The following is a 24878-nucleotide window of genomic DNA, read 5'->3' on the forward strand; positions in this document are numbered from 1 at the left end:
TCGTCGATTCTGGTTATAGCGCCGCTTTGTACGCTTCCAGCGTCTTCTCGATGTCCTCGTCGGTGTGGGCGTAGGAGACAAACTGCGATTCGAACTGGTTCGCCGTGAGGAACACGCCCCGGTCTTTCATCTCCTGCCAGAAGACGCGCTCCCAGCGGTCGGTCTCGGTGTTCGACACGTCCGCGCCGGTCTTCGGACAGGCGTCGTAGTTGGGACACGACTCGACCTGCGAACAGCCGTCGACGCAGGCGTCGGCGCGCTCGGCCGCGCCGTGGCGCGTGAACACCGTCTTGAACATCGAGTCCGTGCCGACGACGGTGTACTCGGGTGCTTGGTCTTCGAGAATATCCGTGATACCCGCCCGAAGCTTCTCGCCGAGGCGGTCGACGTGCCCGTACACGTCGTTTTCGGCGGCGTACTTCAGGTACTCGTGGCCCGCGGCCATCGTGACCGGGTGGCCCGAGAACGTGCCCGACTGGAACACGTCGCCGCCGGGGGTGAACTGCTCGACGAGTTCGGCCTTCCCGCCGACCGCGCCGACGGGGAAGCCGCCGCCGATAATCTTCCCGAACGTGGTGAGGTCGGGCGTGACGCCGAACTTGCCCTGCGCGCACTGGAGGCCGCCGACGCGGAAGCCGGTGATGACCTCGTCGAAGATGAGGAGCGCGCCGTGTGCCTCGGTCACGTCGCGGAGGGCTTCGAGGTAGCCGTCGACCGGGTGGACGATGCCCGTGTTCGCCAGAATCGGCTCGGTCAGCACCGCCGCGATGTCCTCGCCGTGTTCCGCGAACACCTCGCGGACGGTCTCCTCGTCGTTGAACGGGACGGGGATGGTGTGGTCAGCGAACGACGAGGGGATGCCGGGCGTCGAGGGCTTCGCGCCGTCGGGGCCGCCCTCGACGAGGGTGGACTCCTGTGCGCCGTGGTAGCCGCCCTGCATGACGACGATTTTGTCGCGGCCGGTGACGCCGCGGGCGAGGCGGACGGCCGAGACGGTCGCCTCCGTGCCGGAGTTGACGAACCGCAGCATCTCGACGGAGGGGACGTGCCGCGCGACGAACTCGGCGTGTTCGACCTCGATTTCGGTCGGCGCGCCGTACATCGGCCCCGCGGCGGCGTGCTTCTGGACCGCCGACTGGACGGGTTCGGGCGCGTCGTGGCCGTACAGCAGCGGCCCGTAGCCCATCACGTAGTCGACGTAGCGGTTCCCGTCGGCGTCGATGACGTGCGCGCCGTCGCCGCGCTCGACGAAGAACGGGTACGGTTGGGTCGCCCGGACGGAGGAGTTCACGCCGCCCGCGAGCACGGACAGCGCGCGGTCGTACAGCGACCGTGACTCGTCGTGGTTCATGCGCGGCGGTTCGGCCGCTCGCGGGAAAGACCTTACTGGGTCGGCCGCACCTGCCGCCGTCGAACTGGCGGACGAGGCGATGCCCGGCCGACCGGCGTCGCGGGACTGCGGCGACCTATCGGTTCGCTCCGGCGGCGGCGACCTACCGCGCCGTTCCGTCCGCGGCGGCGTCAGCACCGTCGGCGTCGCCGGCGTCCTCGACCGACCCGGCCAACAGCAGTCCGACCGCGTCGTTGAGCGCGTGGATACAGACGAGCGCGACCACGTCGCGCACGAGGAGGTACATAATCGTCGTCAGGAGCGCGGGGACGGCGATTCTGGCGACCGCGCCGCGCTCCCAGCCGACGGCGTGGCTCGCGGTGAACGCGGCGAACGAGACGCCGCCCGCGAGAAGCGGGCTGCCGGTGAGTTCGAGCAGTCGCTCGATGGCGTAGCCGTGGAACAGCACTTCCTCCGTAATCCCGGCGGTTCCGGCCACGAACAGTCGGTGTCTGACCGACAGCGAACCCAACCCGGACATCCCCTCGTCGAGGCCGCCGACGCCGAGTCGGTCGAAGACGGGCGTCGTCACCGCGTTCGCGGCGAACAGGACGAAGACGCCGCCGCCGACCACCGCGACGAACGCGAGGGGGGCAAGCGAGCGGCCGGTCATCGAGGACAGCGGCCGCCCCTCGACGACGAGCACGTAGCCGCACAGGAGGGCGAAGACGGCCCACTTGTTCGCGTCGCTGACGAGGAGGTCGGCGCGGAGGTCGTCGGGGTCCGAGAGATATCGGTCGGCGAGCAGGCCGACGGCGGCCATCCCGAACAGCGCGACGGCGAGTCCGCCGAGGACAGCGACAGTCACCACGTGGAGCCACCGCTCATCGTCACGACGCTCGGTGCGGAGGGGAAAAACGGTTTCGCGTGGGTTCGGCTCTCGCCCCGTGGGGGGTCACCGGTACGTTCGGCCGAGCGCGTATAACCCCGTCGCCCGTCAGGCTGACGACGCCGGGGACGGCTCGGCGCGACCGAACCGAACGAAAACAGCGGTCGGCGGCGTTCAGACCGCGTCGCGGCCGGTCTTGCCGGTGCGGACCTGCACCGCGCTCTCGACGGGGAGGGTGAACACCTTCCCGTCGCCTTTCTCGCCGGTCTGGGCGGCGTCGGCGATGGCGTCGACCACGTCGTCGGCGGGGATGTCGGCGACGACGCACTCGATTTTGACCTTCTGGTGGAGGTCGACGGTGTACTCCTCGCCGCGCCACTGACTCTTTTTCGCGGGCTGAGAGCCGCGGCCGGAGACGTTGGTGACGGTGAGCGACGGCGCGCCGATTTCGGCCAGCGCGGTCTTCACGTCCGAGAGCTTGTCGGGGCGGATGACCGCCATCACCATCTTGATTTCGCCGTCGTTCGGAGCGTCTGCATCACTCATGGGTTAGTCCTCCCGTCCCGTCGTCATGAATCCATCCCCGCTCGGGACGCCGGAGCCGTCGGTGCGGATGCCGGTGTCGTGGTCGGGCGAGCCGAACTCGGGGTAGGTGTCCACGCCGTGTTCGGCCGTGTCGAGGCCCTCGCGCTCGTGGTCCGAGGAGACGCGGACCTGTCCGAGGGCGCGGAAGCCGTCGAAGACGACTGCGGTGGCGACGAACGTCCAGATGGCGATGACGCCGACGCCGATGACCTGCGGGACGGCCAGCGAGACGAACGACGCGCCGTCGTGCCACAGCGGGACGGCGAACACGGGGTAGAGCAGCGTCCCGAGGACGCCCGCGGAGCCGTGGACGGGGAAGACCGCGCACACGTCGTCGATGCGGAGGCGCTTTTCGACGAACTCGAAGACGACCGGGAGCTGCGCGCCGGCGAGGAGGCCGACGACCAGCGCGCCCGGCCAGACGATGTCGTCGGCGATGGCGGTGATGCCGACCAGGCCGGCGAGGACGCCGTTGGCGACGTAGAGCGTGTCGACCTTGCCGGTCTTGTACATGGCGACGCCGCCAGCGCCGATTGCGCCCGCGGCCATGCCGAGGGTCGTCACGAGGGCGACCCGGCCGACGTAGGCGAACGAGCCGAGCGTGACCGCGCCGTCAGCGTACGCGAGCGGCGCGGCGGCGGTGCCGACGTTGAAGCCGTACCAGCCGAACGCGAGGATGAGCGTACCGAGGACGGCGAACGTGATGGAGTGACCGGGAATGACGTTCGCGGTGCCGTCGGGCTTGAAGCGGTCCATGCGCGGGCCGATAATCCACGCCGCGGTGAGGCCGGCGATGCCGCCCATGCCGTGGACGATCATGCCGCCGGCGAAGTCGTGGAAGCCGAGGGCGTCGAGGAAGCCGCCGCCCCACGTGAAGCCGACCACGACGGGGTAGATGACGCCCGCGATGAGGATGGTGTACGTGAGGTACGCGCGGAGCCGGGCGCGACCCGCCACGGCACCGGAGACGATGGTGGCGGCGGTCATGGCGAAGACGGCCCCGAACAGCCAGTCGACCCACGCCGTCGTCGCCGAGGCGTCGGGCGCGTAGAGGCTCATGAACGCCCCGGTGATGTCCAGCGCGGAGCCGCTGGTGAGGGCGGCGACGATGGACGACACGGCCGCGCCGAGCAGGAAGAACACGATGACGCCGATACTCCACGTCAGCAGGTTCTTGGTCAGTTGGTTGGCGACGTTCTTCGCGCGGACCTGCCCGGCTTCGAGCATGGCGAAGCCGGCGTGCATGAAGAAGATGAGGAACGTGACCGTGAGGACCCACACGAGGTTCACGCCCTCGACGACCGAGGCGAGGTCGGTCTGCAAGGGTGTCAACATACGATGCCTCCGGCGAGCGGTTCGAGCTGGGAAGTTGGACAGTCGTTCATATTGGTGCTCGATTCGCGACCGAATGTCTCGCGAACCATGAGAGATGCTATCTCAAGACGTTCATATAACGGTTCGCGTTGACAAACGTCTACAAAATGGTGTTCTGAGAGACGTATGTCCGATATAAGATGAAATATGTCTTGTATAAGGTCGTAAGGTTGGCACTCAGTGAACAAATGTTGCCACACAACCCTACGAACGTAGTGTCGGAAAAGTAAACAGAACGACGTGGGGCGTTCGTCGAACCCCGGTCAGGTGCGCACTCGCGCGGACCACGACGAGAGCGGCGAAAGGAGACTTCCAGTCGGCTTCGGTCGCAGTTGCGCGCTCAGACCGCCGTCTCGCCCTCCTTGCCGGTACGGACCTGCACCGCGCTCTCGACGGGGAGCACGAATATCTTGCCGTCGCCTTTCTCGCCGGTCTGGGCGGCGTCGGCGATGGCGTCGACCACGTCGTCGGCGGGGATGTCGGCGACGACGCACTCGACTTTGACCTTCTGGTGGAGGTCGACGGTGTACTCCTCGCCGCGCCACTGCCCCTTCTTCGCGGGCTGGGAGCCGCGGCCGGAGACGTTGGTGACGGTGAGCGACGGCGCGCCGACCTCTGCGAGCGCGGTCTTCACGTCCGAGAGCTTGTCGGGGCGGATGATGGCCATCACCATCTTGATGCCCTGTTCTCCGTCGCTCATTGGCTGTCACCTCCGTTGGCTTCGACGGTCTCGTCTTGCTCGACGCCACCGTCGGTGCGGACGTCGCTGCCGCCGTCGGTCGCCGTGGGCGAGCCGAGCGCGCCGTCGGGACCGGCGTCGCCGACGAATTCGGGGTAGACCGAGACGCCGTGTTCGCCGGCGTCGAGGCCCTCTTCTTCCTCTTCTTCCGAGACGCGGAGGCCGAAGACGGCGTCCGCGATGGCGAAGACGACCGCCGAGGCGATGATGGTCCACGCGGCGATGACGACCACGCCGACGACCTGCATCACGAGCTGGGTGCCGGAGAAGCCGCTCACCGCGAAGACCGGGATGAGCGCCGTGCCGACCGCGCCCGCGACGCCGTGGACGGCGAAGACGCCACACACGTCGTCGATTTTGAGCGAGTCGACGGTCCAGCGGTACGCCGGTAGGACGATTGCGCCGCCGAGCGCGCCGAGGATGAGGCCGCCCCACCACGTGACGTGGGGGACAGCGCCGGTGACTGCGACGAGTCCGGCGAGCAGGCCGTTCGCCATCCAGAGGGGGTCGGGCTTGCCTTGGTAGCTCGTCGAGACGATCATCGCGGCGACCGCGCCGGCGCCCATGCCGAGGGTCGTCACGAGGGCGACGCGACCGAGCGCGGCACCCATGAACTCGAGTCCGCCGCTGTCGGTGGCCGCGAGGACGGTCGCCTGCGTGCCGACGTTGAAGCCGTACCAGCCGAACGCGAGGATGAGCGTGCCGAGGACGGCGAGCAGCATCGAGTGGCCCGGGATGGGCTGGCTGTTGCCGTTCGAGTCGAAGCGGCCCTTACGCGGGCCGACCATCTTCGCGCCGACGAGGCCGGCGACGCCGCCGCACATGTGGACGACGGTCGCACCGGCGAAGTCGAGGTAGCCGACGCCGAGCGCGGCACCGATGTAGCCGCCACTCGAGAGGAGACCACCGGACCACGTCAGACCCTGCACGACGGGGTAGATGAACCCCGTGATGGTCGCCGCGAAGACGATGTACGCGCGGAAGTCCATGCGCTCTGCGACCGCGCCGGAGACGATGGTGGCGGCGGTCATGGCGAAGACGGCTCCGAAGAGCCAGTCAATCCACGCGCCGGAGTCGCCGATGTACGAGAACGCGGCGGCGACGTCGAAGCCGCCGGGCGACGTGAGGCCGCCGACGATTGTCGCGACCCCCGCGCCGACGAGGAAGTAGACGAGCACGCCGAGCGCCCAGTCGGTCATGTTCTTCATCAGTACGTTGCCCACGTTCTTCGCGCGTACCTGCCCTGCCTCTAAGAGCGCGAAGCCCGGCTGCATGAAGAAGATGAGGAACGAGACGACGAGGATCCAGACGTAGTTGACCCCCTGCGCGATAACGCTCGGGTCGACTTGGAGCGGTATCACGACTGCCCACCCCATGCGTCCACGAGTGACCGTTCAGCTACTTTTGCTCCGTATCCGTGTGGATTCTGGTGCTTCATCACGGTTCGGCTTCATGGTGAGTTAGTACATAAAGTGCGGGGTTTATTTTGTCAAATTTAGTGGGACGTAATACCACAACTGCACAAAATAGGCTAGAATATTACGCATATAAGGTTGTATATCGTCCAAGGATTTTGAGATTATCGGGTCTTCTGTGGACGAACGTTCAGGAAAATGTTGCCTGACAAGTGTGTTTTGGCCGTGCGCACCGCGGTATCGTGTCACGTAGTTCGGAGTTCGAATTGGCGGGTTCGGGGCGTTCGACTCGGCCGTCGACGCCTCAGTCGAGCTGCCGCGCCACGCGCTCTGCGAAGTACGTGATGATGAGGTCCGCGCCCGCCCGTTTCATCGACAGGAGCGACTCGTGAGCGACCCCGTCGAGGTCCAACCAGCCCTTCTCGGCGGCGGCGTGGAGCATCGCGTACTCGCCGGAGACGTTGTAGGCGGCGACCGGGTGGTCGTAGCCCTCGCGGATGGCGCGGACGATGTCGAGGTACGGCAGGCCCGGCTTGACCATCAGCACGTCCGCGCCCTGTTCGACGTCGAGGGCGACCTCGCGCAGCGCCTCCCGGGCGTTCGCGGGGTCCATCTGGTAGTGCCGTCGGTCACCGAACGCCGGCGCGCCGTCGGCCGCGTCGCGGAAGGGGCCGTAGAAGGCGCTCTCGTACTTCGCGGCGTAGGACATGATGGGTATCTCGTCGTGACCGGCGTCGTCGAGCGCCGTGCGAATCGCGCCGACCATCCCGTCCATCGAGGCCGAGGGGGCGACCATGTCCGCGCCCGCCTCGGCGTGGGAGACGGCCGTCTCCGCGAGCAGGTCCAGCGTCGGCCCGTTTTCGACCGTCAGCGTCGGGTCGTCTTCGGCGTGGTCCTCCAGCACGCCGCAGTGGCCGTGGTCGGTGTACTCACAGAGACAGACGTCGGTGATGACGTAGGCGTCCGTCTCGGCGGTGATGGCGCGGACGGCCTCCTGTACGACCCCGTTTCGCGCGTACGCTCGGGACCCCTCGGGGTCTTTCGACTCGGGGATACCGAAGACGATGACGGCCTTGACGCCGGCCTCGCGCACCTCGGCGACGCGGTCGGCCGCCTCCGCGACCGGCACGCGCTCGTGGCCCGGGATGGATTCGATGGGGACGCGCTCGTCGGTCGTCGCGTCCACGAAGACGGGCGCGACGAGGTCGGTCGCGTCGAGGGTCGTCTCCGAGACGAGCGGCCGAATCCCGTCGGTTCGAAGCCTGCGGGGGCGGTCGGTGAACTTCATACGCCGGGTTCGGTCGGCGGCGGCAAAATGCCGTCGCTCCCGTCGGTTCGCGCCGCGTTATCCAAACCATAATGAACATGATTCCGCTCGAAACACGCATACGACATGAGCGCCTTCACCGCCCAACTCCCCGACTTCCTCCGCGAACTCCTCGCGTCCGACCTCGCCCTCGTCGCCCTCTTTTTCGTGTTCGTGCTGGAGGGTGCGATGCTCCTCTACGTCGCGCCGAGCGAACTCCTCGTCCCCGGTGCGCTGGTGCTGGTCGGCGAGCGACTGCTGCTTCCGATTCTCGCCGTCGCCGTGCTCGGCGCGACCGTCGGTCAGGTCGGACTGTTTCTCGTCGCCAAGCGGGGCGGCCGCGAGTATCTCCTGTCGCGGCCGTGGTTCCGCGTCAGCGAAGACTCCCTCGACCGGTTCGACGGCTAGTTCGACCGCTGGGGTCCCGTCGTCGTTCCGCTGAGCAACGCGATGCTGTTCACCCGCGGGATGCTCACCGTGCCGGCGGGGCTGTCCGGGATGTCGGTAAAGCGGTTCCTCGCGCTCTCGGCGCTCGGGACCGTCGTGTTCGAGAGCGCGCTCGCGGCGCTGTACGTGTTCGGCGGCCAAGTGCTCGCGTGAGCGGACGCGCCGCCGACCGAGGCGGGTCGGCGCGGCGGCGGTAGGCTGACGTTAGTGGAGGGACTGCTGTGGGGTGGCCGTCACTTTGTTCGGTTAATATCGAGTTTTTCCTTCAGGGCGGCGAGTTCCTCGGATTCGGCGAGTTCCTCGACCCGCTTGCGGAAGTGTCGCTCGCAGAGGCCGACCTTAATGTGGTCTTTCTCCGCGGCGTATGCGGCCTCACGGTCGCAGTAGTGACACTGCATACCGCCCCTTCAGTTCCGATAGGATTTAACTCTACGCCCCACGGCACGTTCCGGGTTATTCACGGACTAACACGGTTAGAGACCGTCTACCGCCGCGGCGAACCGGGCGAAGTCGGTCTCCGGCGGCCCGGCGCGGCCGAGCGTCTCGTCGTGGGCGTCGCTCCCGCCCGTGGCGAGCAGGCCGTAGCGCTCGACGGCCTCCTCGACGAGGTCCGCCTCGACATCGAAGCCGTAGGGATAGTAGCGTTCGACGGCGTCGAGGTCGGCACAGAGTTCGAGCGCGCCGGCGGGGTCGCGGTAGCGAAACGGGTGTGCGAGGCCGACCACGTCGCAGGCGTCTCGCAGGGCCGCCACGCCGTCGTCGAACGTCGGGAGTTCGCGCGCGACGTAGCAGGGACCGTCCGCGCCGATGAGTTCGTCGAACGCGCCCTGGTAGTCGTAGGGTGCCTCGCTGGCGTCGATTGCGCGGGCGACGTGCGGCCGGCCGACGCCGTCGTGGATGTCGATCTCGAGGCGAACTCCGGTTTCTTCCTCGATCGCCGCGACGATTTCGCGCGCTCGTTCGACGCGGTTCCGCTGGAGTCGTTCGACCGTCTCGACGAGAGCGGGCCGCTCCCTGAGACCGTACCCGAGGAGGTCGACCCGGCGGTCGCCGGCGTCGACGCGCAGTTCGATGCCGCGGACGACTGTCACGCCGTCGCGTTCGACCACCGGCGCGTCGAGCTCCGGGTGATAGCGGTCGTGGTCCGTCACGGCCACCACGTCCACCCCGCCCGCGCGGGCCGCGTCCGGGAGCGCGTCGATAGTGAGCCGGCCGTCCGAGGCGGTCGTGTGGAGATGGAGGTCCGCGACCGGCGGGCTTTCGTCCATGTCTCGTGGTCGGGGCGAGGGGGAGACAAACGTTGCGCCCAGTACGTCATTAAGGACGATTAAGGACTCCAATGCCACTAATCAAATACATGGAAAATCATTAAGAATGATGGCGGTCCAGTTGTGGGTGTAATGCGCCTGAACGGACTCGGCGACGCGATTGATCGCCACGAATACCCGATTAGCTCGACCGACTTCGCCCAACGTCACGGCGACGAAGTAATCGAGCTCCAGAACGGTCAGGAGACCGTCGCACAAATCCTGGCCCGTCTCGGCGACGAGACGTACACGTGCCCGCAGGACGTGCGGGACGCCCTCTTGACCGGTGTCGGACACGAGGCAATCGGTCGCCGCTACTACAGTGACCGCGACCCGTCCCCGCTCGGTGAGAACGGACCAGAGATGGTCTCGTTCTGAGGTCGGCTCTCGTCTCGCTCCGATTTTTCTTTCTCCCCGCGATTCCCGAGCCGTCGGCTCGGCGTCCCGCTCGTTGATTCGTTCATTCGCTGATTCGCCCGTGTCACCGCCGTTCACGGGCCGAAGCGGCCGACAGCCGACGGCCGACAGGAGTCCGCCCCGTCACTCGGTGAGCCACGGCAGGTCCACCGGGACCGACCCCTTGGAGTAGCCTTCGACCGCTCCCGACGGCCGGAGGCGGAAGACGACGGCCGGTCGGTGCCGAACGTCGGGCTTCTCGCCCATGATGGCGGCCCAGTCGTCGTCGGGGAACGACGAACAGTCGACGAACAGCGTCACGCCGCCGCCGTGTTCCGCGAGTTGGCCTTCACCGTTGGTCTTGGTCTGAGCCGTGTCGCGGATGGCGGCGACGGGGTTGCTCACGGAGCGTCGGTTCGGCGGCAGCGGGCGCGTCACCTCGATGAGCGCGCCGCCCGCGCGGGTGTTCTCGGCGCGGAAGTCGATGGAGTGGCCGGTCGCCACGGCGATTTCGGGCGTGATGTCGTAGCCCGCGTCGTCGAGGAGGTACGCCACGTCGAACTCGCCCATCGCCGCGGCCATCCGTATCGGGTCGAAGTACTCCGAGGTGCCGAGCTTTCCGGCCATGACCTCGCGGTACTCGTCGAGGACGCCCGTGGCGAAAAACGACTCGTAGAACTCTAGGGCTTCCTTGCGGGTCGCGTCCGGGAAGCCCGCGGCGTGGTCGTGGAAGAACTCGCGGGTCGTCTCGCGGCCGTCCTTCGAGAGGAACACCGGGAGGAAGAACCACGAGAGGTGCGAATAGGGCTTCAGCCACGGCGACTGGTCGAACAGCTCGGCGATGAGCTCGCGCTGGGCCCACCGGGAGACCTCGAAGGGGGCCTCGTCGAAGCCCTCCTTGTCGGTCCGCCACAGCGAACTCGGCGTCTCGGTGTTGCCGATCCAGTAGGCGTGGTCGTCGGTCCACGCGAACAGCGCGGTGTCGCCGTTGTCCATATCGAACCGTCGGGCCTCGTAGCCGTCGGGCGGTGCGTACCACGGCGCACCCATCTCGGCACCGAGGTTGGCGTCGAGCGGCTGGAAGATATCGCGGCCGATGCGCGACTCGTCCCAGCGACCGGGGGCGTAACGAAAGCGAAGCGGGCGTGCCACACACGGTGTAGTTCGGCGATTGTTTTTACGCTTTCCTGCGACAGCCCCGAATTTCGGCTCCATCCCCGCTCGGTTCGGCGTTCCGGTCCCCCGTCTCCAGAATATCACGATTGTGAACGTCTCCGATAGTTATATGTGGTACTATACCACATGGTAAGTCGAACCATGTCAATGGGGGCATACGACGAAGCCGAACACGAACGCCGCGAGCGGATGACGAGCCAGGTCGAACCCGGTACCGACGACGACCGGAAGACGTACCACGGCAGCGTCGAGTACGACTCCGGCGACTCGACCGACGCGCTGCTCGAACAGTTCAAGCGGATGAAGTCCGACGACTGACCGTCCCCTCTCCTGTTCCTGCGTCCCTCACGTCCTCGTCAGCGCCGCCGCCGTCACCGAGACGACGGTCACGGCGACGACGTGCCCGCCGACTGCGAGCAACAGCACCGGCTGGTCCGCGACGAACGGGAGCAACAGCACCTGCGCGACCGCGAAGCCGACGTTCAGAAGGTTCACTCGCCTGACCGTCTCGGCGGTCGGACCGTCGAATCGGTAGCGAATGGCCCCCCAGAGGCCGACGACGGCCGCCCACCACGACGTGCCGATTCGGTAACAGAGGTCCCAGAGGACGAGCAGCGTCAGGTAGACGACCACGACCGGCGGCTCGGGGCCGAACAGCGTCGTCATGAGCGGCGTCCCCGGCTGTCGCGGGTCGAAGACGAACAGATGCGTCACGAGCGCGACGAACGCGAGCACACCCAGCACGACTTCGATGCTCGACCCGAACAGCAGGCGTCGATAGGGAGCGGGCACTCTCGCGGCGCGGGTCCACTCGCCCATGCGGAGCATCACGACACTCCCCGCGGCCGCGACGACGATGGCCGCGGTGCCCGCGACCGCCGCGGCCCACAGGTCGTACACCCACGCGAAGACGAGCACCGCGACCTCGAACACGGCGATTTGGAGGGCGATAGCGCCCGCCTCGCCGATTCTCACGCCCGGGAGCGCGCCGACGATGCTCTCGTACACCCACGTCTCGCCGTACTCCGGGGCGTCGTTCATGTCCCGCTCCTACGGCCCCGCGGTATATCAATCGCCGCCGCGCTCGGGATGCTCGGGGCGGTCGGGGCGGTCGAGGCGCGCGGACGGGCGATCCGGGTCCCGTTCACGTCGGAGTCGTCGACGCCGGTTCGACGGTTTTCTCCCGCTGCTCGCGCTCCTCGCGGAGTGCCCGCTCGACCGCGGCGTCGAACGGCGTCTCGTCCACCGCGACGATGTCGCGGATGCGGTCGTCGCCCACGACGACGGGGTTTTTCAGCCCCTCGATGAGCGGGCGGGCGACGCCCGTGTCCACGTCGGTCACGAGGCCGATCCAGTACGACGAGAGCCGCGGCGTCAACACGGGCACGGGGACGATTCGCGGCGCGTGGCCCAACTGCGCGCCGACGCGCTGGAGCATCTCCCGGTAGGTGAGCACGTCGGGGCCGCCGATTTCGTAGGTCTCGCCCGCCGTCTCGGGGTGGTCGAGGACGCCCGCGAGGTAGGCGACCACGTCCGCGATGGCGACGGGCTGACACCGCGTCTCGACCCACTGCGGCGTCACCATGACCGGCAGGCGCGTGGCGAGCTGGCGGACCATCTCGAAGCTCGCGCTCCCCGCGCCGACGATGATGGCCGCCCGGAGCGTCGTGAGTGCGGGCGCGCCCGACGCGAGAATGTGTTCGACCTCGCGGCGCGACCGCAGATGCGCCGAGAGTTGGTCGCGGTCCTCGCCGAGGCCGCCGAGGTAGACGAGTCGTTCGACGCCGGCGGACCCGGCGGCGTCCACGAAGTTGCGGGCGGCGAGCCGGTCGCGCGCCTCGAAGTCGCCGCCGGCGTGCATCGAGTGGATGAGGTAGTACGCCGCGTCCACCCCCGCCATCGCGGGGTCGAGCGTCGCCGGTTCGAAGATGTCGCCCTCGACCACCTCCACGCCGGGCGGACCGTCGTAGCGCGCCGCGTCGCGGACGAAGACGACCACGTCGTGGTCGGCGTCGAGGAGGAGGGGTACGAGGTGCCGGCCGACGAACCCGGTCGCACCGGTCACGAGAACTTTCATGCCATACGGTAGCGCCGCTCACGATGTTAACGTATCGCCCGTCCGACCGACCACCGACCGACCACCGACTGCCCGCTGACCTGACCGCGGACCGCCGTCTCCCCCGCCGCTCGCCGCCCGCGACTCAGCCGTCGTCGCGAACCGCGTCCCAGCCGGGCGTTTCGGGCGCGCCGCGAGCGACTTCGACCTCGTCGGGGTCGGGCGCGTCGCCGGCCGCGCTCCCGAGGCGACCGGCGACCGCGTCCCACGCGGCGACCGCTTCGCCCGCCCACGACTCGCTTTCGAGCGTCTTCGCACGCGCCCGCGAGGCGCGGTCGCCGTCGACCTCGGTCGAACCGGGGTGCGACCCGACCGCGACGCCGACGAACTCCGCGCGGTCTTCGGGCGTCAGTTCGCGGCGTTTGAGGTGGTCGATAGTCCCCGCCAACCGCTCGGGCTCCGGGTGGACGAACAGTTTCGCGCCGAGGGCGTGGGGGCCGAGGAGCAGGCCGTGAAGGTCGTCCGGGGCCGCGTCGTCGAGCAGGCGCTCGCCGCCGTGGTGTCGCTCGACGCGCTCGCACTCGGTCTCCTGTTCGAGGACGAGGTTGTGCCCGGGGTACTCGGCGCACTCGCCGGGATAGAACTCGGTGTCGTGGATGCGGCACTGGAGGGTTTCGGGGTCGAGAAACGCGCAGGCGCGGAGCCACGTCCGTTCCAGTCCGAACGGCGCGACGGGCTTCGGCGGCTTGCGCATGCCGACGAAAAAGGCCGGCTTCCCGTCGACGGCCGCGATTTCGACGCCGTCGATTTCGACGCCCTCGCCCGGCGGCGCTTCCCACAGCCGCGGGGAGAGAGCATTGCCGAACCCGGCCTCGACGAAGTCGCGAACCTCGTCGCGGGTCAGCGGGACGAGGTTGTAGGTGTCGTCGAGCGGCGCGCGCGGCCCGCGACGCTCGTGGTCGAGCGCGGCCGGCGCGACCGGTCGCCAGTCGATACAGCAGCCGGCACAGCCTTCGCAGTCGACGCGCATGGAACGAAAGTTATACGCCAACCGACAAGAACCTCTCGCCGGGTCGGCGGCGCCGGCCGATTACGTTTCCGCAGACGCGGCGGGGCGCTTTTGCCGCCTCGGCTCTTCGGTTCCCTCATGACCTCCGAACCGTGCGACGCCTGCGGGAAGGGCGTCCGCATCGCCGGCGGCATCGGCGACCTCTGGAACTTCCCCACCTCCTCGTCCGGCGGGATGACGCTGGAACTCGTCGACGGCTCCGAACACTTCCTCTGTTTCGACTGCATGGAGCGACTCCCGGGCGACCGCGAACCGACGGCCGAGGACGTGGCGGCGCTTTAGGCTCCGATTTCTCGGCCTTGTCGATGCCGCGACCGCACCCCGGAGCGGTGGATTTAGGCCCGTCCGAGGACTCCATTGACCGTGGACCCGTCGCGCATCATCGACTCGTTTCCGGCCCCCAGTTTCCGCGGCGCGCAAGAGCGGGCCCTGCGCGACATTCGCGACGCCTTCGCCGACGGCAACGACGTGGTCTTGGTCCGCGCGCCGACCGGGAGCGGCAAGTCGCTTCTCGCCCGCGCCATCGCGGGGTCGGCGGCGACCGTGGACGAGACTTCGCCCGCGCAGGCGACCGACGCCTACTACACGACTCCGCAGGTGTCGCAACTGGACGACGTGGCCGAAGACGACCTGCTTTCGGACCTCAAAATAATCCGCGGCAAGTCCAACTACAACTGCATCATCCGCGGCGAGGAAGACACGCCGGTCGACCGCGCCCCCTGCGCCCGCAAGCGCGGCTTCGACTGCTCGGTTCGGCACCGCTGTCCGTACTTCTCCGACCGCGCCATCGCCTCGAACCGCCAAATCGCGGCGATGACGCTCGCGTACTTCATGCAGACCGCCGGCTCCGACGTGTTCCGAAAGCGCGACGTGGTCGTCGTCGACGAGGCCCACGGACTGGCCGAGTGGGCCGAGATGTACGCGACTATCGACCTGAAACCCCGGACCGTCCCGGTGTGGGACGACATCGGCGTCCCCGACGTGGCGGCCGCGGGCGACCCCGTCGAGCGCGCCTCGCGCTTCGCGGAGACGCTCGTCGGCGTCTGCAAGCGTGAGAAAGACGAGCTGCTGACGAAGTCCGAACTGATGCCCGAGGAGGCCGCCCGCCGCGACCGCTTACAGGAGCTCATCGGCGAGCTGAACTGGTTCGTGGAGGACTACCGCGACCCCCAGAGCCCGACGACGTGGGTCGTCGACCAGCACGACGGCGAGGGGTCGCCCATCGCCATCAAGCCGCTCGACCCCGCGAAGTACCTCAAACACACCGTCTGGGACCGCGGAAACAAGTTCGCGCTCCTGTCTGCGACCATCCTCAACAAGGCGGCGTTCTGCCGCTCGGTCGGCCTCGACCCCTCGAAGGTCGCGCTCGTGGACGTCGAACACACCTTCCCCGTCGAGAACCGGCCGCTGTACGACGTGACGCAGGGGAAGATGACCTACGAGCACCGCGACGAGACGCTGCCCAAAATCGCCCGCCTCGTCGTTCGCCTGATGGCGAAACATCCCGACGAGAAGGGGTTGATTCACTGCCACTCGTATGCGATTCAGGCGGAGCTTCGCCGCCGACTCGCCGAGATGGGCCTCGGCAACCGCGTCCGCGGCCACGACCGCGACGACCGAAACGCGGAACTGGAGACGTGGAAGGCGACCGACCGCCCGGAGGTGTTCCTCTCGGTGAAGATGGAGGAGGCGCTGGACCTGAACGGCGACCTCTGTCGCTGGCAGGTGCTCTGCAAAGCGCCGTATCTCAACACGAACGACTCCAGAGTCGCCCGCCGCCTCGAAGACGGCCAGTGGGCGTGGTACCGCCGCGCCGCCCTCCGAACCGTGATTCAGGCCTGCGGCCGGGTCGTGCGCGCGCCCGACGACTACGGCGACACCTACGTCGCCGACAGCAGTCTGCTGCAACTGTTCGACAAGACGCGGACCGACATGCCCGACTGGTTCGCGGCGCAGGTCGACCGGATGACGAAACCCGACCTCCCCGAGTTCGACCCCGTCGTGGCGGGCGGCCGCGGGAGCAACGCGGGCAACGCAACCGGCGGGACCGCGAATCTCGGCGGTTCGACGGGTCGGTCGCGAGGAGCGTCGGGTTCCGGCTCCGACTCGCGGCGCGACTCGACTCGCGGTTCGAGGTCCGCTGGGAGTCGCGCGGGCGGCTCCGGCGGTACGTCGTCCGGCGGTTCCGACGGCCGCGAGACCGGTGGCTCGGACGGGAGCGCTGACGACAGCGGCCGGAGCAGTCACCCGCTTTCCGACGTGTGGGGTGAGTGATTACAGAATGACACTGGCCGCGGAGAACAGCGTCGACCCGATCATGAGCGCGACGAGCGTCAACGCGAGGAACTGCTGTCTATCCATGGGTGTGGGTCGGTCGGCCGGTAATTAACGTTTCTGAACCGGTTCCCACGAGTGATAACCCCGCCCGACAGTCGGTGCCATCCTCACGATGTCATGCCATCACATCTCGTTTGTCCGGCAAAAATCGCCATAGTGTCCAGGAGAGTCGCCGCCTCCGCCACGTTTCCTCAATGATTGTTAATGCGTTTAACCGTTTAGAGAGCGTAGATGGAGAATAGCGCAACGTTTGTAAATCTATATTTCTACTAACTTTGTCTTTGATATGCTTTCTCACGAAATAGTTAACACCAATGCCCCTGAATGGTGGAGTATCGGTCATGCACACCAACGCACTCGCCACGGCGATGACACTGTATCGTAGTGGGGCACTCACACTCTCGCAGGCGGCCGCTCGCTCCGGCTACTCCGAAGACGACCTGCTCCTCGCCCTCCAGCGCCACGGTGTGCCCGTGCACGAAGACGACGCTCCGGCCGCATCCCTCTCGGCTGACCGGCCGGCCAGCGCCGACTGATTCTGCTTCGTCGTTCGATTATCGCCCGTCTCTTAGCGACCGCTCTCTGGGCGATCTCGCTGGCTCGGACCGCGAGTCGTACAAACCGAAAACGACGATCTCGTCGTGTTCTGCCTCTCTCCTCGCCGCTTCTCGCTTACTCCTCGTCGTCGTCGACGACTTCCTCGGGGAAGATGTGCAGCCCCGACGGACTCTTGAGGACCGGCACCATCGACGCGTCGGGGTCGAAGTAGTCCGGCCGCGGGATGGTCTTCGCCTCGTACGTCTCGGGGTCGAGCACCTGTACGGCGTGTTCGTCCTCGACGGTGACGACGGTGGTCTCCGCCGCGTCCTCGATGGAGCCGAGGTCTTCGGCCTCGGGTCGTTCGCCCTCCTCGAACTCCGATTCGTAGAGGTCGCCGGAAGTGAGCCGCGTTCCTTTGAGTCGGCCGCGGTTGCTCCGCACGAGGACCGGCCCGTCGCCGTCCTCGGGGTCGATGACGTCGCCGGCGGTGTACCGCGGCAGGCGGGCGACGAACGTGACGCGGTAGACCTCGTTGCCGTCGCCGTCCTCCGTGACGAGCGTCGGGTGCTCCTCGATGGTGCCGCCGAAGCGCTCGCGAATCTGCTTCGCGACGCCGCTTCCCATCTGGTTGGTCGATATCTTGATGTTCGGGCCGTCGGGCGTCCGGTTCACCTCCGTGATGAAGGCGTTGCGGTCGCCTTTGTCCTCGCGTTCCGCGATGTAGGACTCGGCGATTTCGATGGCCGTCTCGGCCTCCTCGGTCGTCGGCGTCCGGTCGTCGGCGCGGACCTGCACGAGGCTGGCGAAGTAGCCGCCGGCGATGCGGCCGCAGCGCTGGCACGTCTCGCGGGCGATGCTCACCGGGACGACGATGGACTCCTCCAGCGGCGTGCCGCGGACGACGCCCGAGAAGTGGCAGTGCATCCGGATGTTGTTCTCGTCGACCTGCTCGGGTTCGACGCCCCAGCGGACCTCCTCGGCGTTGAGGTGGACGCCCAGGGAGTTCGATACCTCCTCGATGGCGATGTCGGTGTAGTCGCGCGCGCCGACGTCCACCCACCGGTTGCCCCGGTGAATCGCACCGCACTGCGCGCAGACGCGGACCTGCACCTCGTCGGGCGCGTCCACGAGGTCGAAGTCCTCGAAGTAACACGAGTCGCAGAGCACGTCGTCGCGCTCGCGCGGCATCCCGGGGAGCGGTTCCGGTCGCTCCGGAACCGGGTCGCCGCACCGAGGGCAGAAGTCGCGGGATTCGCTCATTGACGGCTCTAGTCCGTTCGACCGCTTAAGTTCGGCGTCACGGCGCGCCGGTGAGCCTCGGCCGTCAGCAACTCGCCTCAGTGCTCGCCCGCCCCGTCGCGGAGGTACGTCGCGGCCTCCTCGTCGGAGACCTGCGCGAAGTCGCGGTAGAACGCGCCGACGGCCCCGAACGCCTCCGGCGACTCGACCGCGACGACCGCGTCGCACTCGGCTTCGAGTTCTGAGAGGGTGTTCGGCGGGCCGACCGGGACCGCGAGAACGACGCGCTCCGCGCCGCCGGCGACGACCTGCCGCAGGCACGCCCGGGCGGTCGCGCCCGTGGCGACGCCGTCGTCGACGACGACCACGCGCTTTTCGGCCACGTCGGGAAGCGGGTCGCCGCCGCGGTACAGCGACACCTTGTCTCTGGCCGCCGCGGCCTCGCGCTCGCGCTCGCGGTCGAGGTAGTCCTCGCCCACGTCGAGGTACGAAAGCAGGTCCTCGTTCCACCACGCGCTCCCGTCGCCGGCGACCGCCCCCACGGCGAGTTCGGGGTTGTCCGGCGCGCCGACCTTGGAGGCGACCACCACGTCGAGCGGCGCTCTGAGGCGGTCTGCGACCTCCCTGCCGACGGGGAGGCCGCCCCGCGGGATGGCCAACACGAGGTCGGCCGTCTCATCTCGCTCGTCGAGCAGGTCCGCCAGCCGGCGGCCCGCGTCTTCCCTATCGGCGAACATGTCACCCGGAGCTACGCGCTCCCGCGGCAAAACGGTATATTCCGATTCTTCACGACTGGGGCGGTCGCGTGCGAGGGCTTCGCACTCCAACAGCGTTTATTAGCCGGATTACTAATCACGTGGTATGAACTGGAAACCGGACTGGGGACTTCGCGGGCGGATGGCGCTCACGATGTTCCTCCTGTTCGCCCTCTACATCGTCTTTGCAGGCCTGTTGGCATGGTACTTCGACGGCCTGTTCATCATGGCCGGGTTCATGGGCGTCTTCCTCTTCGCGCAGTTCTTCTTCAGCGACAAAATCGCGCTGTACAGCATGGGCGCGAGCGTCGTCGACGAGGACGACGGCCCGCAGGCGCGGAAGCTCCACGCGATGGTCGGCCGGCTCTCTCAGCAGGCGGACCTCCCGAAACCGAAGGTCGCCATCGCCGACACGCGCGTCCCGAACGCCTTCGCCACGGGGCGCTCCCAGAAGAGTTCGGCCGTCTGCGTCACGACCGGCCTGATGGAGACCCTCGACGACGACGAACTGGAGGGCGTCATCGCCCACGAGCTCGCGCACGTGAAGAACCGCGACGTGATGGTCATGACCATCGCGTCGTTCCTCTCCAGTATCGCCTTCCTCATCGTCCGCTGGGGCTGGCTCTTCGGCGGCGACGACAACCGCCAGAACGCGCCGGTCATCGTCGCCATCATCGCGTCGCTCGTCGTCTGGATTATCTCGTACCTCCTGATTCGGGCGCTCTCGCGCTACCGCGAGTACGCCGCCGACCGCGGGGCCGCCGTCATCACCGGCCGCCCCTCGGCGCTGGCGTCCGCGCTCCTCAAGATTTCGGGCCGGATGGACAACGTCCCGAAGCGCGACATGCGCGACACCTCGGAGATGAACGCGTTCTTCATCATCCCCATCAAGTCCGACTTCATCGGTCGCCTGTTCAGTACCCACCCCTCCACCGAGAACCGCGTCGAGCGCCTCCGCGACATGGAGCGCGAGATGGAGACCGCCTGAGTTCCGATGGGGCTGTTCGATTCATTCCGCGCCATGCTCGGCATCAGCGCCGAGTCCGACGCGACCACGAAAGCGGACCCCGAGGACCTCTTCGGGATGAGCACGGCGTACCTCACGATGGAGGCCGACCTCCGGTTCGACTCGGCCGACGAGGCGGCGCTGTGTTTCTCCTCCGTCGACAGCACCGACTTCGCCGACACCGTCGACGCCGTCGAAGACATCCTCACCGCCGGGAGCGAAGAGACCGGCACCGAGTTCAGCCGCCACACCGACGGCCACGGCTACAACTGGGTCGTCCTCGCCGACGACGACCCCGAGGACCTCGTGACGAGCGTCCACTTCGCGGCCGACGAGTTCATCGAGCGCGGCTACGGGTCGCGCCTGCTCGCCGCCCTGTTCGGCTTCGAGCGCGACGGCGACCGCGCCTACTGGATTTACTCGTTCCGCCGCGGGGCGTACTACCCCTTCGCCCCGCAGGGCACCTCGACGCGGAATCAGAGTCTGGAGTTCAAACTCGAATCCGTCCTCGACGGCGAACTGGAAATCGAGGGCGACGAGAGCTACTGGTACCCGCTGTGGCCGTCGACGCCGAACGGCCATCCGTGGGACTAACCGCGCTCGCCCGTCGTGCCTGACGCTCTCGTCGTCAGCCCCCGACCCCTTTCCTTTCTGTTCGATTCTACTTCCGCGCCAGCCCGCGCTCTCAGCCGAGTTCGGAGCCGACCCAGTCTCTCCCGTCCGCCCCCGTCCTCGCGATATCGCCCTTGAATCTCCGCACCGGCCCGATTGCCGACCCCACCACGTCTCCCGTTTTCACTTTCATCTTGCTGTTAACGAGGGTTTATGAGGGTATAGGCGGAACGACTGGGTATGGCAGAAGACGACCTCGAAAGTCTCCCCGGCGTCGGCCCGGCGACGGCCGACAAACTCGTCGAGAGCGGTTACGACAGCTACCAGTCCATCGCGGTCGCCAGCCCCGGCGAACTGTCGAACAAGGCCGACATCGGCTCCAGCACGGCCTCCGACATCATCAACGCGGCCCGCGACGCGGCCGACGTGGGCGGCTTCGAGACCGGTTCCATGGTTCTCGAACGACGCCAACAGATCGGCAAGCTGAGTTGGCAAATCGACGAAGTGGACGAACTCCTCGGCGGCGGTCTCGAAACGCAGTCCATCACCGAGGTGTACGGCGAGTTCGGTGCCGGGAAGTCCCAGATAACCCACCAGCTCGCGGTCAACGTCCAGCTTCCGCCCGAACAGGGCGGCCTCGGCGGCGGCTGTATCTTCATCGACTCCGAGGACACGTTCCGCCCCGAGCGTATCGACGACATGGTCCGCGGGCTCGAAGACGAGGCGCTCGAAGCGACGCTCGACGACCGCGAGATGGAGGGCTCCATCGACGACGAGGAGACCATAAAGGCGCTCGTCGACGACTTCCTCGACAAGATTCACGTCGCGAAGGCGTTCAACTCCAACCACCAGATTCTTCTCGCCGAGAAGGCCAAGGAGCTCGCCGGCGAGCACGAGGACACCGAGTGGCCGGTCCGCCTCCTCTGTGTTGACTCGCTCACAGCTCACTTCCGCGCCGAGTACGTCGGCCGCGGCGAACTCGCAGAGCGCCAGCAGAAGCTCAACAAGCACCTCCACGACCTGATGCGCATCGGTGACCTGTTCAACACGGGCATCCTCGTGACGAATCAGGTCTCGTCGAACCCCGACTCCTACTTCGGCGACCCGACCCAGCCCATCGGTGGCAACATCCTCGGCCACACCTCGACGTTCCGCATCTACCTCCGCAAGTCCAAGGGCGACAAGCGTATCGTCCGCCTCGTGGACGCGCCGAACCTCGCCGACGGCGAGGCCATCATGCGCGTACAGGACGCCGGTCTCAAGCCCGAGTAAGCCGTCGCTCGGTCGGCCGCTCAATCACTCGCTCGGCCGGCCGACTTCACACGACTCCGCGGTCCCCGTTCCCCCCACTCCCTCCGTCTCACTCCACTCCACTCCACTCCACTCCACCCTCCCCACCCCACCACATTCTCCCCTTCGTCTCGTCCCCCGAGCGGCCGCACCGCCGCTTGGTTCTCATAATGTTGGAAATGGCTTGCAATACTATCTCGTCGGCGGCCTACCGTTTAGGTAGGTGAACTCCATGACGCACCGAATCGTAGTCGTTGGCGGTGGCACGGGTGGGACGGTCGTTTCGAACCGTCTCGCCGAGGAACTCGAATCGGAGATAGACGACGGCGACGTGGGGGTAACGCTGGTCTCCGACGATACGAAACACGTCTACAAGCCGGTGTTCTTGTACGTCCCGTTCGGAGTCGCGGAGCCGGACGACGGCGTCCGCGACCTGCGGGACCTCGTCGACGAGCGGGTGGACATCGTCACCAACCGCGTTCGCCGGGTCGACACCGACGAAAAGTGCCTCTACTGTCAGGACGGCGACGAGGAACTCGACTACGACACGCTCGTCCTCGCGACCGGCGCGAAGCTCGACCCCGACGCGGTTCCCGGCTTCCGGGAGGGCGCACACCACTTCTACAACGCCGATGGGGCCGAACGGCTCCGCGACGCGCTCGCGGAGTTCGAGGGCGGTCGCCTCGTGTTGAGCGTCGTCGGGACGCCCCACATGTGCCCGGCCGCGCCGCTCGAATTCACGTTCATCGTGGACGACTGGCTCCGGAGCCGCGGGCTGCGCGAGGACACGGACCTCGTCTACACCTACCCGATGGAGCGGAGCCACGGGAAGCCCGAGGTCGCGGAGTGGGCCGACCCGATTCTGGCCGCACGGGGCGTCCGCGTCGAGACCGACTTCGTCGTCGACGCCGTCGACCCGGACGAACGGGTCGTCTCGGCGGAAAGCGGCGCGGAGGTGGACTACGACCTGTTGGTCGGCATCCCGCCGCACCGCGGTGACGAACTCATCACTGACTCCGGCCTCGGTGACGCCGGCTGGGTCGACGTGGACCAGCGGACCCTCCACGCGACCGCCGCCGAGGACGTGTACGCCATCGGTGACACGGCGGCGCTGCCCATCCCGAAAGCCGGGAGCGCGGCGCACTTCCAGGCCTTTGCGGTCGCGGAGCGCATCGCCGCGGAGGTCCGGGGTCGCACGCCGACGAAGCGCTACGACGGCAAGACCGTCTGCTTCGTCGAGACCGGCCTCGACGAGGCGTCGTTCGTCTCGTTCGACTACGAGACGCCCGCGACGATGCGCCAGCCGTCGAAGCCCGTCCACTGGGCGAAACACGCGTACAACGAATCGTACTGGCTGACCGCCAGGGGGATGCTCTGAGGTGAGACCAATGCAGGACCACGAACCAACCACGACGACAGAACAGCAGGTGCCCGAGGAACTCGTACGGGCCATCGAGAACAACCCCGAGGAGGTCGCGCTCCTCGTCGAGCGGATGGGTCTCGTCAACGACCTCATCGACGTGCTCGAACTCGGCGTCGGCGCGCTCGACGACGAGATGGTACGGTCGCTCGCGCGAACCGGCACCTCGCTCGCGGAAGTCGCAGACGACGCTTCCGACCCCGACACTGTCGCCGGGATGAAGCGCCTGCTCCGCGCCGTCGGCGACGCGGAGGAGGCGGAGGCGACGCCCGTGGGCGCGGTCGGCCTCCTGCGGGCCACTCGCGACCCCGAGGTCAAAGCGGGGCTCGGCTACCTCGTCGCGCTGGCGGCGGCGCTCGGCGCGGGGACGGACGAAGAATAACTCGAATCGCGTTCGGTTCGCCGTGCCGCTGCCGGCCGAAGCCGGCTCAGTCGTCGCCGTCTTCGGTCTTCGTTTTCTCGATTTCTATCTCGCCGTCGTGAATCTTCGCGCCGTCCTGTGCGACCTGTCGCGCGAGGACGGCGCACTTGATTCGCATCGGCGAGATGTCGACGCCGAGCATCTCGGTGATGTCGTCGGTGTCCATCGCTTCCAGCTCCGAGAGCGTCGTGCCCGGCAGTCGCTGGGTGAGCATGCTCGCGGACGCCTGACTGATGGCGCAGCCATCGCCGGAGAACGCGACGCGCTCTATGGTCTCGCCGTCGTCGGCGAGCTGCACGTCCATCGTAATCGTATCGCCGCAGGAGGGGTTCTCCCCGGTGTGGGTGAACGTCGGCGACTCCAGCCGACCGTGGTTCCGGGGGTTCTTGTAGTGGTCCATTATCTGCTGACGATACATGTCTGAGCCAATGCCCATTGGTGTTCGTCGGGAGTACGCCCGAGCGCCGTAAAAGGATTCCGGGGCCGGCGATTCGGCCGAATTCGTCGCTTACGTCGCGTCGGCCGTTGACGCGTCTTCGGCCGCCGGCGCGTCGTACTTCGTCCACTTCTTTTCGACGTCGCGGTTGGCCACGACGACGGTGTCGCCCTCGTCGCTCTCGAAGCGCGTCTTTCGGAGTTCGATGGAGCTGACCGTCCCCGTCACCGGGTCCGATTTCACGCGGTCGCCGGGGTTGAAATCGGGGTCTCGAAGCAGGTAGACGCCGGCCACCGTGTCGGCTATCATGTTCGACAGCGCGTAGGAGACGCCCAGCGCGATGAAGCCGGTCGCGGTACCGAGGCTCGCCGCGATTTCCGTCATCCCGACGATGTTCAACAGCGCGAGCGCCGCGCCGAACCAGAGGAACACGCCCGCGACGGCGACCCCGAGTTCGACCACGAGGTCCTGCTCTTCGGGGTACAGCCCGTCGAGCACGCCGCGGACGACGAACAGTATCGCCTTGATGCCGACGTAGGCGAGCGCGAGGAAGACGACCGCGGTGAGCACCTTCGGCGCGGCGTCCTGCACCGCGGTCCCGAACTCCGCGATGGTTTCGCGGAGCGTCTCGACGAGAAAGCCGGTCAGCGATTGGAGCATACGCTCCGACGACGTGTCAGCGGGACAAATGTATTGGGACGGTCGCGCTCCGACACCGCGAAAAACCGGGTAC

At 67.4% G+C, this 24878-nt stretch carries 27 protein-coding genes and 1 pseudogene; 11 read left to right on the forward strand and 17 right to left on the reverse strand.

The features are described from left to right. Positions 1 to 13: 13 nt before the first annotated feature. The 7 genes from hemL to hemB form a co-directional block, all read right to left on the reverse strand. Complete coding sequence (hemL, locus tag HVO_RS05090; protein ID WP_004045135.1) at positions 14 to 1351, reverse strand: glutamate-1-semialdehyde 2,1-aminomutase; 1338 nt, start codon at positions 1349 to 1351, stop codon at positions 14 to 16. Positions 1352 to 1493: 142 nt separating this feature from the next. Then, a complete protein-coding gene (locus HVO_RS05095; protein WP_004045137.1) occupies positions 1494 to 2201 on the reverse strand; it encodes a CPBP family intramembrane glutamic endopeptidase in 708 nt (235 codons plus the stop codon). A gap of 192 nt (positions 2202 to 2393) precedes the next feature. Further along, a complete protein-coding gene (locus tag HVO_RS21255; protein WP_004045139.1) occupies positions 2394 to 2765 on the reverse strand; it encodes a P-II family nitrogen regulator in 372 nt (123 codons plus the stop codon). Positions 2766 to 2768: 3 nt separating this feature from the next. Further along, a complete protein-coding gene (locus HVO_RS05105; protein WP_013035275.1) occupies positions 2769 to 4139 on the reverse strand; it encodes an ammonium transporter in 1371 nt (456 codons plus the stop codon). A gap of 379 nt (positions 4140 to 4518) precedes the next feature. Beyond that, a complete protein-coding gene (locus HVO_RS05110; protein WP_004045143.1) occupies positions 4519 to 4878 on the reverse strand; it encodes a P-II family nitrogen regulator in 360 nt (119 codons plus the stop codon). Continuing rightward, positions 4875 to 6293 (reverse strand): ammonium transporter, encoded by a 1419-nt coding sequence (locus HVO_RS05115; RefSeq protein ID WP_004045146.1) that lies wholly within the window; start codon positions 6291 to 6293, stop codon positions 4875 to 4877. The genes HVO_RS05110 and HVO_RS05115 overlap by 4 nt, the downstream gene beginning before the upstream one ends. Positions 6294 to 6636: 343 nt before the next feature. Continuing rightward, complete coding sequence (gene hemB / locus HVO_RS05120; protein ID WP_004045148.1) at positions 6637 to 7620, reverse strand: porphobilinogen synthase; 984 nt, start codon at positions 7618 to 7620, stop codon at positions 6637 to 6639. A gap of 105 nt (positions 7621 to 7725) precedes the next feature. Between hemB and HVO_RS05125 the strand changes: the two are divergent. Next, a pseudogene (locus tag HVO_RS05125) lies at positions 7726 to 8238 on the forward strand (DedA family protein). 80 nt (positions 8239 to 8318) lie between these two features. Here the strand turns inward: HVO_RS05125 and HVO_RS20795 are convergent. Together HVO_RS20795 and HVO_RS05130 are read right to left on the reverse strand one after the other, a co-directional pair. Continuing rightward, on the reverse strand, positions 8319 to 8483 hold the full coding sequence (locus HVO_RS20795; protein ID WP_004045157.1) for a DUF6757 family protein: 165 nt from the start codon (positions 8481 to 8483) through the stop codon (positions 8319 to 8321). Positions 8484 to 8558: 75 nt separating this feature from the next. Then, the gene (locus HVO_RS05130) at positions 8559 to 9353 is read right to left on the reverse strand and encodes a PHP domain-containing protein (RefSeq protein WP_004045159.1); all 795 of its coding nucleotides are present in this window, start codon (positions 9351 to 9353) and stop codon (positions 8559 to 8561) included. A gap of 132 nt (positions 9354 to 9485) precedes the next feature. Between HVO_RS05130 and HVO_RS05135 the strand changes: the two genes are divergently transcribed. Further along, positions 9486 to 9770 (forward strand): DUF5789 family protein, encoded by a 285-nt coding sequence (locus tag HVO_RS05135; RefSeq protein WP_004045161.1) that lies wholly within the window; start codon positions 9486 to 9488, stop codon positions 9768 to 9770. Positions 9771 to 9932: 162 nt separating this feature from the next. On the opposite strand, the gene HVO_RS05140 is transcribed toward HVO_RS05135, so the two are convergent. Beyond that, on the reverse strand, positions 9933 to 10940 hold the full coding sequence (locus HVO_RS05140; RefSeq protein WP_004045168.1) for a DUF5784 family protein: 1008 nt from the start codon (positions 10938 to 10940) through the stop codon (positions 9933 to 9935). A gap of 165 nt (positions 10941 to 11105) precedes the next feature. On the opposite strand from HVO_RS05140, the gene HVO_RS20800 reads away from it, so the two are divergent. After that, positions 11106 to 11282: a DUF5786 family protein gene (locus tag HVO_RS20800; RefSeq protein ID WP_004045169.1), complete on the forward strand. Its 177-nt coding sequence runs from the start codon at positions 11106 to 11108 to the stop codon at positions 11280 to 11282. Positions 11283 to 11309: 27 nt separating this feature from the next. Here HVO_RS20800 and HVO_RS05145 read toward each other — a convergent pair whose 3' ends face one another. From HVO_RS05145 to HVO_RS05155, 3 genes are all read right to left on the reverse strand, one after another. After that, positions 11310 to 12005 (reverse strand): DUF7530 family protein, encoded by a 696-nt coding sequence (locus HVO_RS05145; protein WP_004045170.1) that lies wholly within the window; start codon positions 12003 to 12005, stop codon positions 11310 to 11312. Between the two features lie 103 nt (positions 12006 to 12108). Then, positions 12109 to 13041, reverse strand: coding sequence for an NAD(P)H-binding protein (locus tag HVO_RS05150; protein WP_004045172.1), 933 nt, complete (start codon positions 13039 to 13041; stop codon positions 12109 to 12111). 124 nt (positions 13042 to 13165) lie between these two features. Beyond that, a complete protein-coding gene (locus tag HVO_RS05155) occupies positions 13166 to 14050 on the reverse strand; it encodes a YkgJ family cysteine cluster protein (RefSeq protein ID WP_004045175.1) in 885 nt (294 codons plus the stop codon). A 117-nt stretch (positions 14051 to 14167) separates the two neighbouring features. On the opposite strand from HVO_RS05155, the gene HVO_RS05160 reads away from it, so the two are divergent. From HVO_RS05160 to HVO_RS05170, 3 genes are all read left to right on the forward strand, one after another. Next, the gene (locus HVO_RS05160; RefSeq protein ID WP_004045177.1) at positions 14168 to 14371 is read left to right on the forward strand and encodes a DUF7561 family protein; all 204 of its coding nucleotides are present in this window, start codon (positions 14168 to 14170) and stop codon (positions 14369 to 14371) included. Positions 14372 to 14452: 81 nt separating this feature from the next. Then, complete coding sequence (locus HVO_RS05165) at positions 14453 to 16363, forward strand: helicase C-terminal domain-containing protein (RefSeq protein ID WP_004045179.1); 1911 nt, start codon at positions 14453 to 14455, stop codon at positions 16361 to 16363. Between the two features lie 404 nt (positions 16364 to 16767). Continuing rightward, entirely contained in the window at positions 16768 to 16962 is a 195-nt protein-coding gene (locus HVO_RS05170) for a DUF7317 family protein (protein WP_004045182.1), read from the forward strand. A 136-nt stretch (positions 16963 to 17098) separates the two neighbouring features. On the opposite strand, the gene HVO_RS05175 is transcribed toward HVO_RS05170, so the two are convergent. Together HVO_RS05175 and HVO_RS05180 are read right to left on the reverse strand one after the other, a co-directional pair. Continuing rightward, positions 17099 to 18226, reverse strand: coding sequence for a 60S ribosomal export protein NMD3 (locus tag HVO_RS05175; protein ID WP_004045183.1), 1128 nt, complete (start codon positions 18224 to 18226; stop codon positions 17099 to 17101). 77 nt (positions 18227 to 18303) lie between these two features. Beyond that, on the reverse strand, positions 18304 to 18942 hold the full coding sequence (locus HVO_RS05180) for a phosphoribosyltransferase (RefSeq protein ID WP_004045184.1): 639 nt from the start codon (positions 18940 to 18942) through the stop codon (positions 18304 to 18306). A gap of 124 nt (positions 18943 to 19066) precedes the next feature. Here HVO_RS05180 and htpX point away from each other — a divergent pair, with 124 nt between their 5' ends. The 5 genes from htpX (at position 19067) to HVO_RS05205 (ending at position 23670) form a co-directional block, all read left to right on the forward strand. Further along, a complete protein-coding gene (gene htpX / locus HVO_RS05185; protein ID WP_004045186.1) occupies positions 19067 to 19948 on the forward strand; it encodes a zinc metalloprotease HtpX in 882 nt (293 codons plus the stop codon). Positions 19949 to 19954: 6 nt separating this feature from the next. Continuing rightward, entirely contained in the window at positions 19955 to 20560 is a 606-nt protein-coding gene (pspAB, locus tag HVO_RS05190; protein WP_004045188.1) for a PspA-associated protein PspAB, read from the forward strand. A 258-nt stretch (positions 20561 to 20818) separates the two neighbouring features. Next, complete coding sequence (radA, locus tag HVO_RS05195) at positions 20819 to 21850, forward strand: DNA repair and recombination protein RadA (protein WP_004045193.1); 1032 nt, start codon at positions 20819 to 20821, stop codon at positions 21848 to 21850. 250 nt (positions 21851 to 22100) lie between these two features. Continuing rightward, positions 22101 to 23246, forward strand: coding sequence for an NAD(P)/FAD-dependent oxidoreductase (locus HVO_RS05200; RefSeq protein WP_004045195.1), 1146 nt, complete (start codon positions 22101 to 22103; stop codon positions 23244 to 23246). A 10-nt stretch (positions 23247 to 23256) separates the two neighbouring features. Then, positions 23257 to 23670 (forward strand): DUF1641 domain-containing protein, encoded by a 414-nt coding sequence (locus HVO_RS05205; RefSeq protein WP_004045197.1) that lies wholly within the window; start codon positions 23257 to 23259, stop codon positions 23668 to 23670. A 46-nt stretch (positions 23671 to 23716) separates the two neighbouring features. On the opposite strand, the gene sufU is transcribed toward HVO_RS05205, so the two are convergent. Beyond that, on the reverse strand, positions 23717 to 24145 hold the full coding sequence (sufU, locus tag HVO_RS05210) for a Fe-S cluster assembly sulfur transfer protein SufU (RefSeq protein WP_004045199.1): 429 nt from the start codon (positions 24143 to 24145) through the stop codon (positions 23717 to 23719). A gap of 72 nt (positions 24146 to 24217) precedes the next feature. Further along, positions 24218 to 24805 carry a mechanosensitive ion channel domain-containing protein gene (locus tag HVO_RS05215; RefSeq protein WP_004045201.1) on the reverse strand — a complete coding sequence of 196 codons (588 nt, stop codon included), beginning with the start codon at positions 24803 to 24805 and terminating at the stop codon, positions 24218 to 24220. Between the last annotated feature and the right edge of the window lie 73 nt (positions 24806 to 24878).

It is taken from the genome of Haloferax volcanii DS2, from assembly GCF_000025685.1.
GTDB classification, from domain to species: domain Archaea; phylum Halobacteriota; class Halobacteria; order Halobacteriales; family Haloferacaceae; genus Haloferax; species Haloferax volcanii.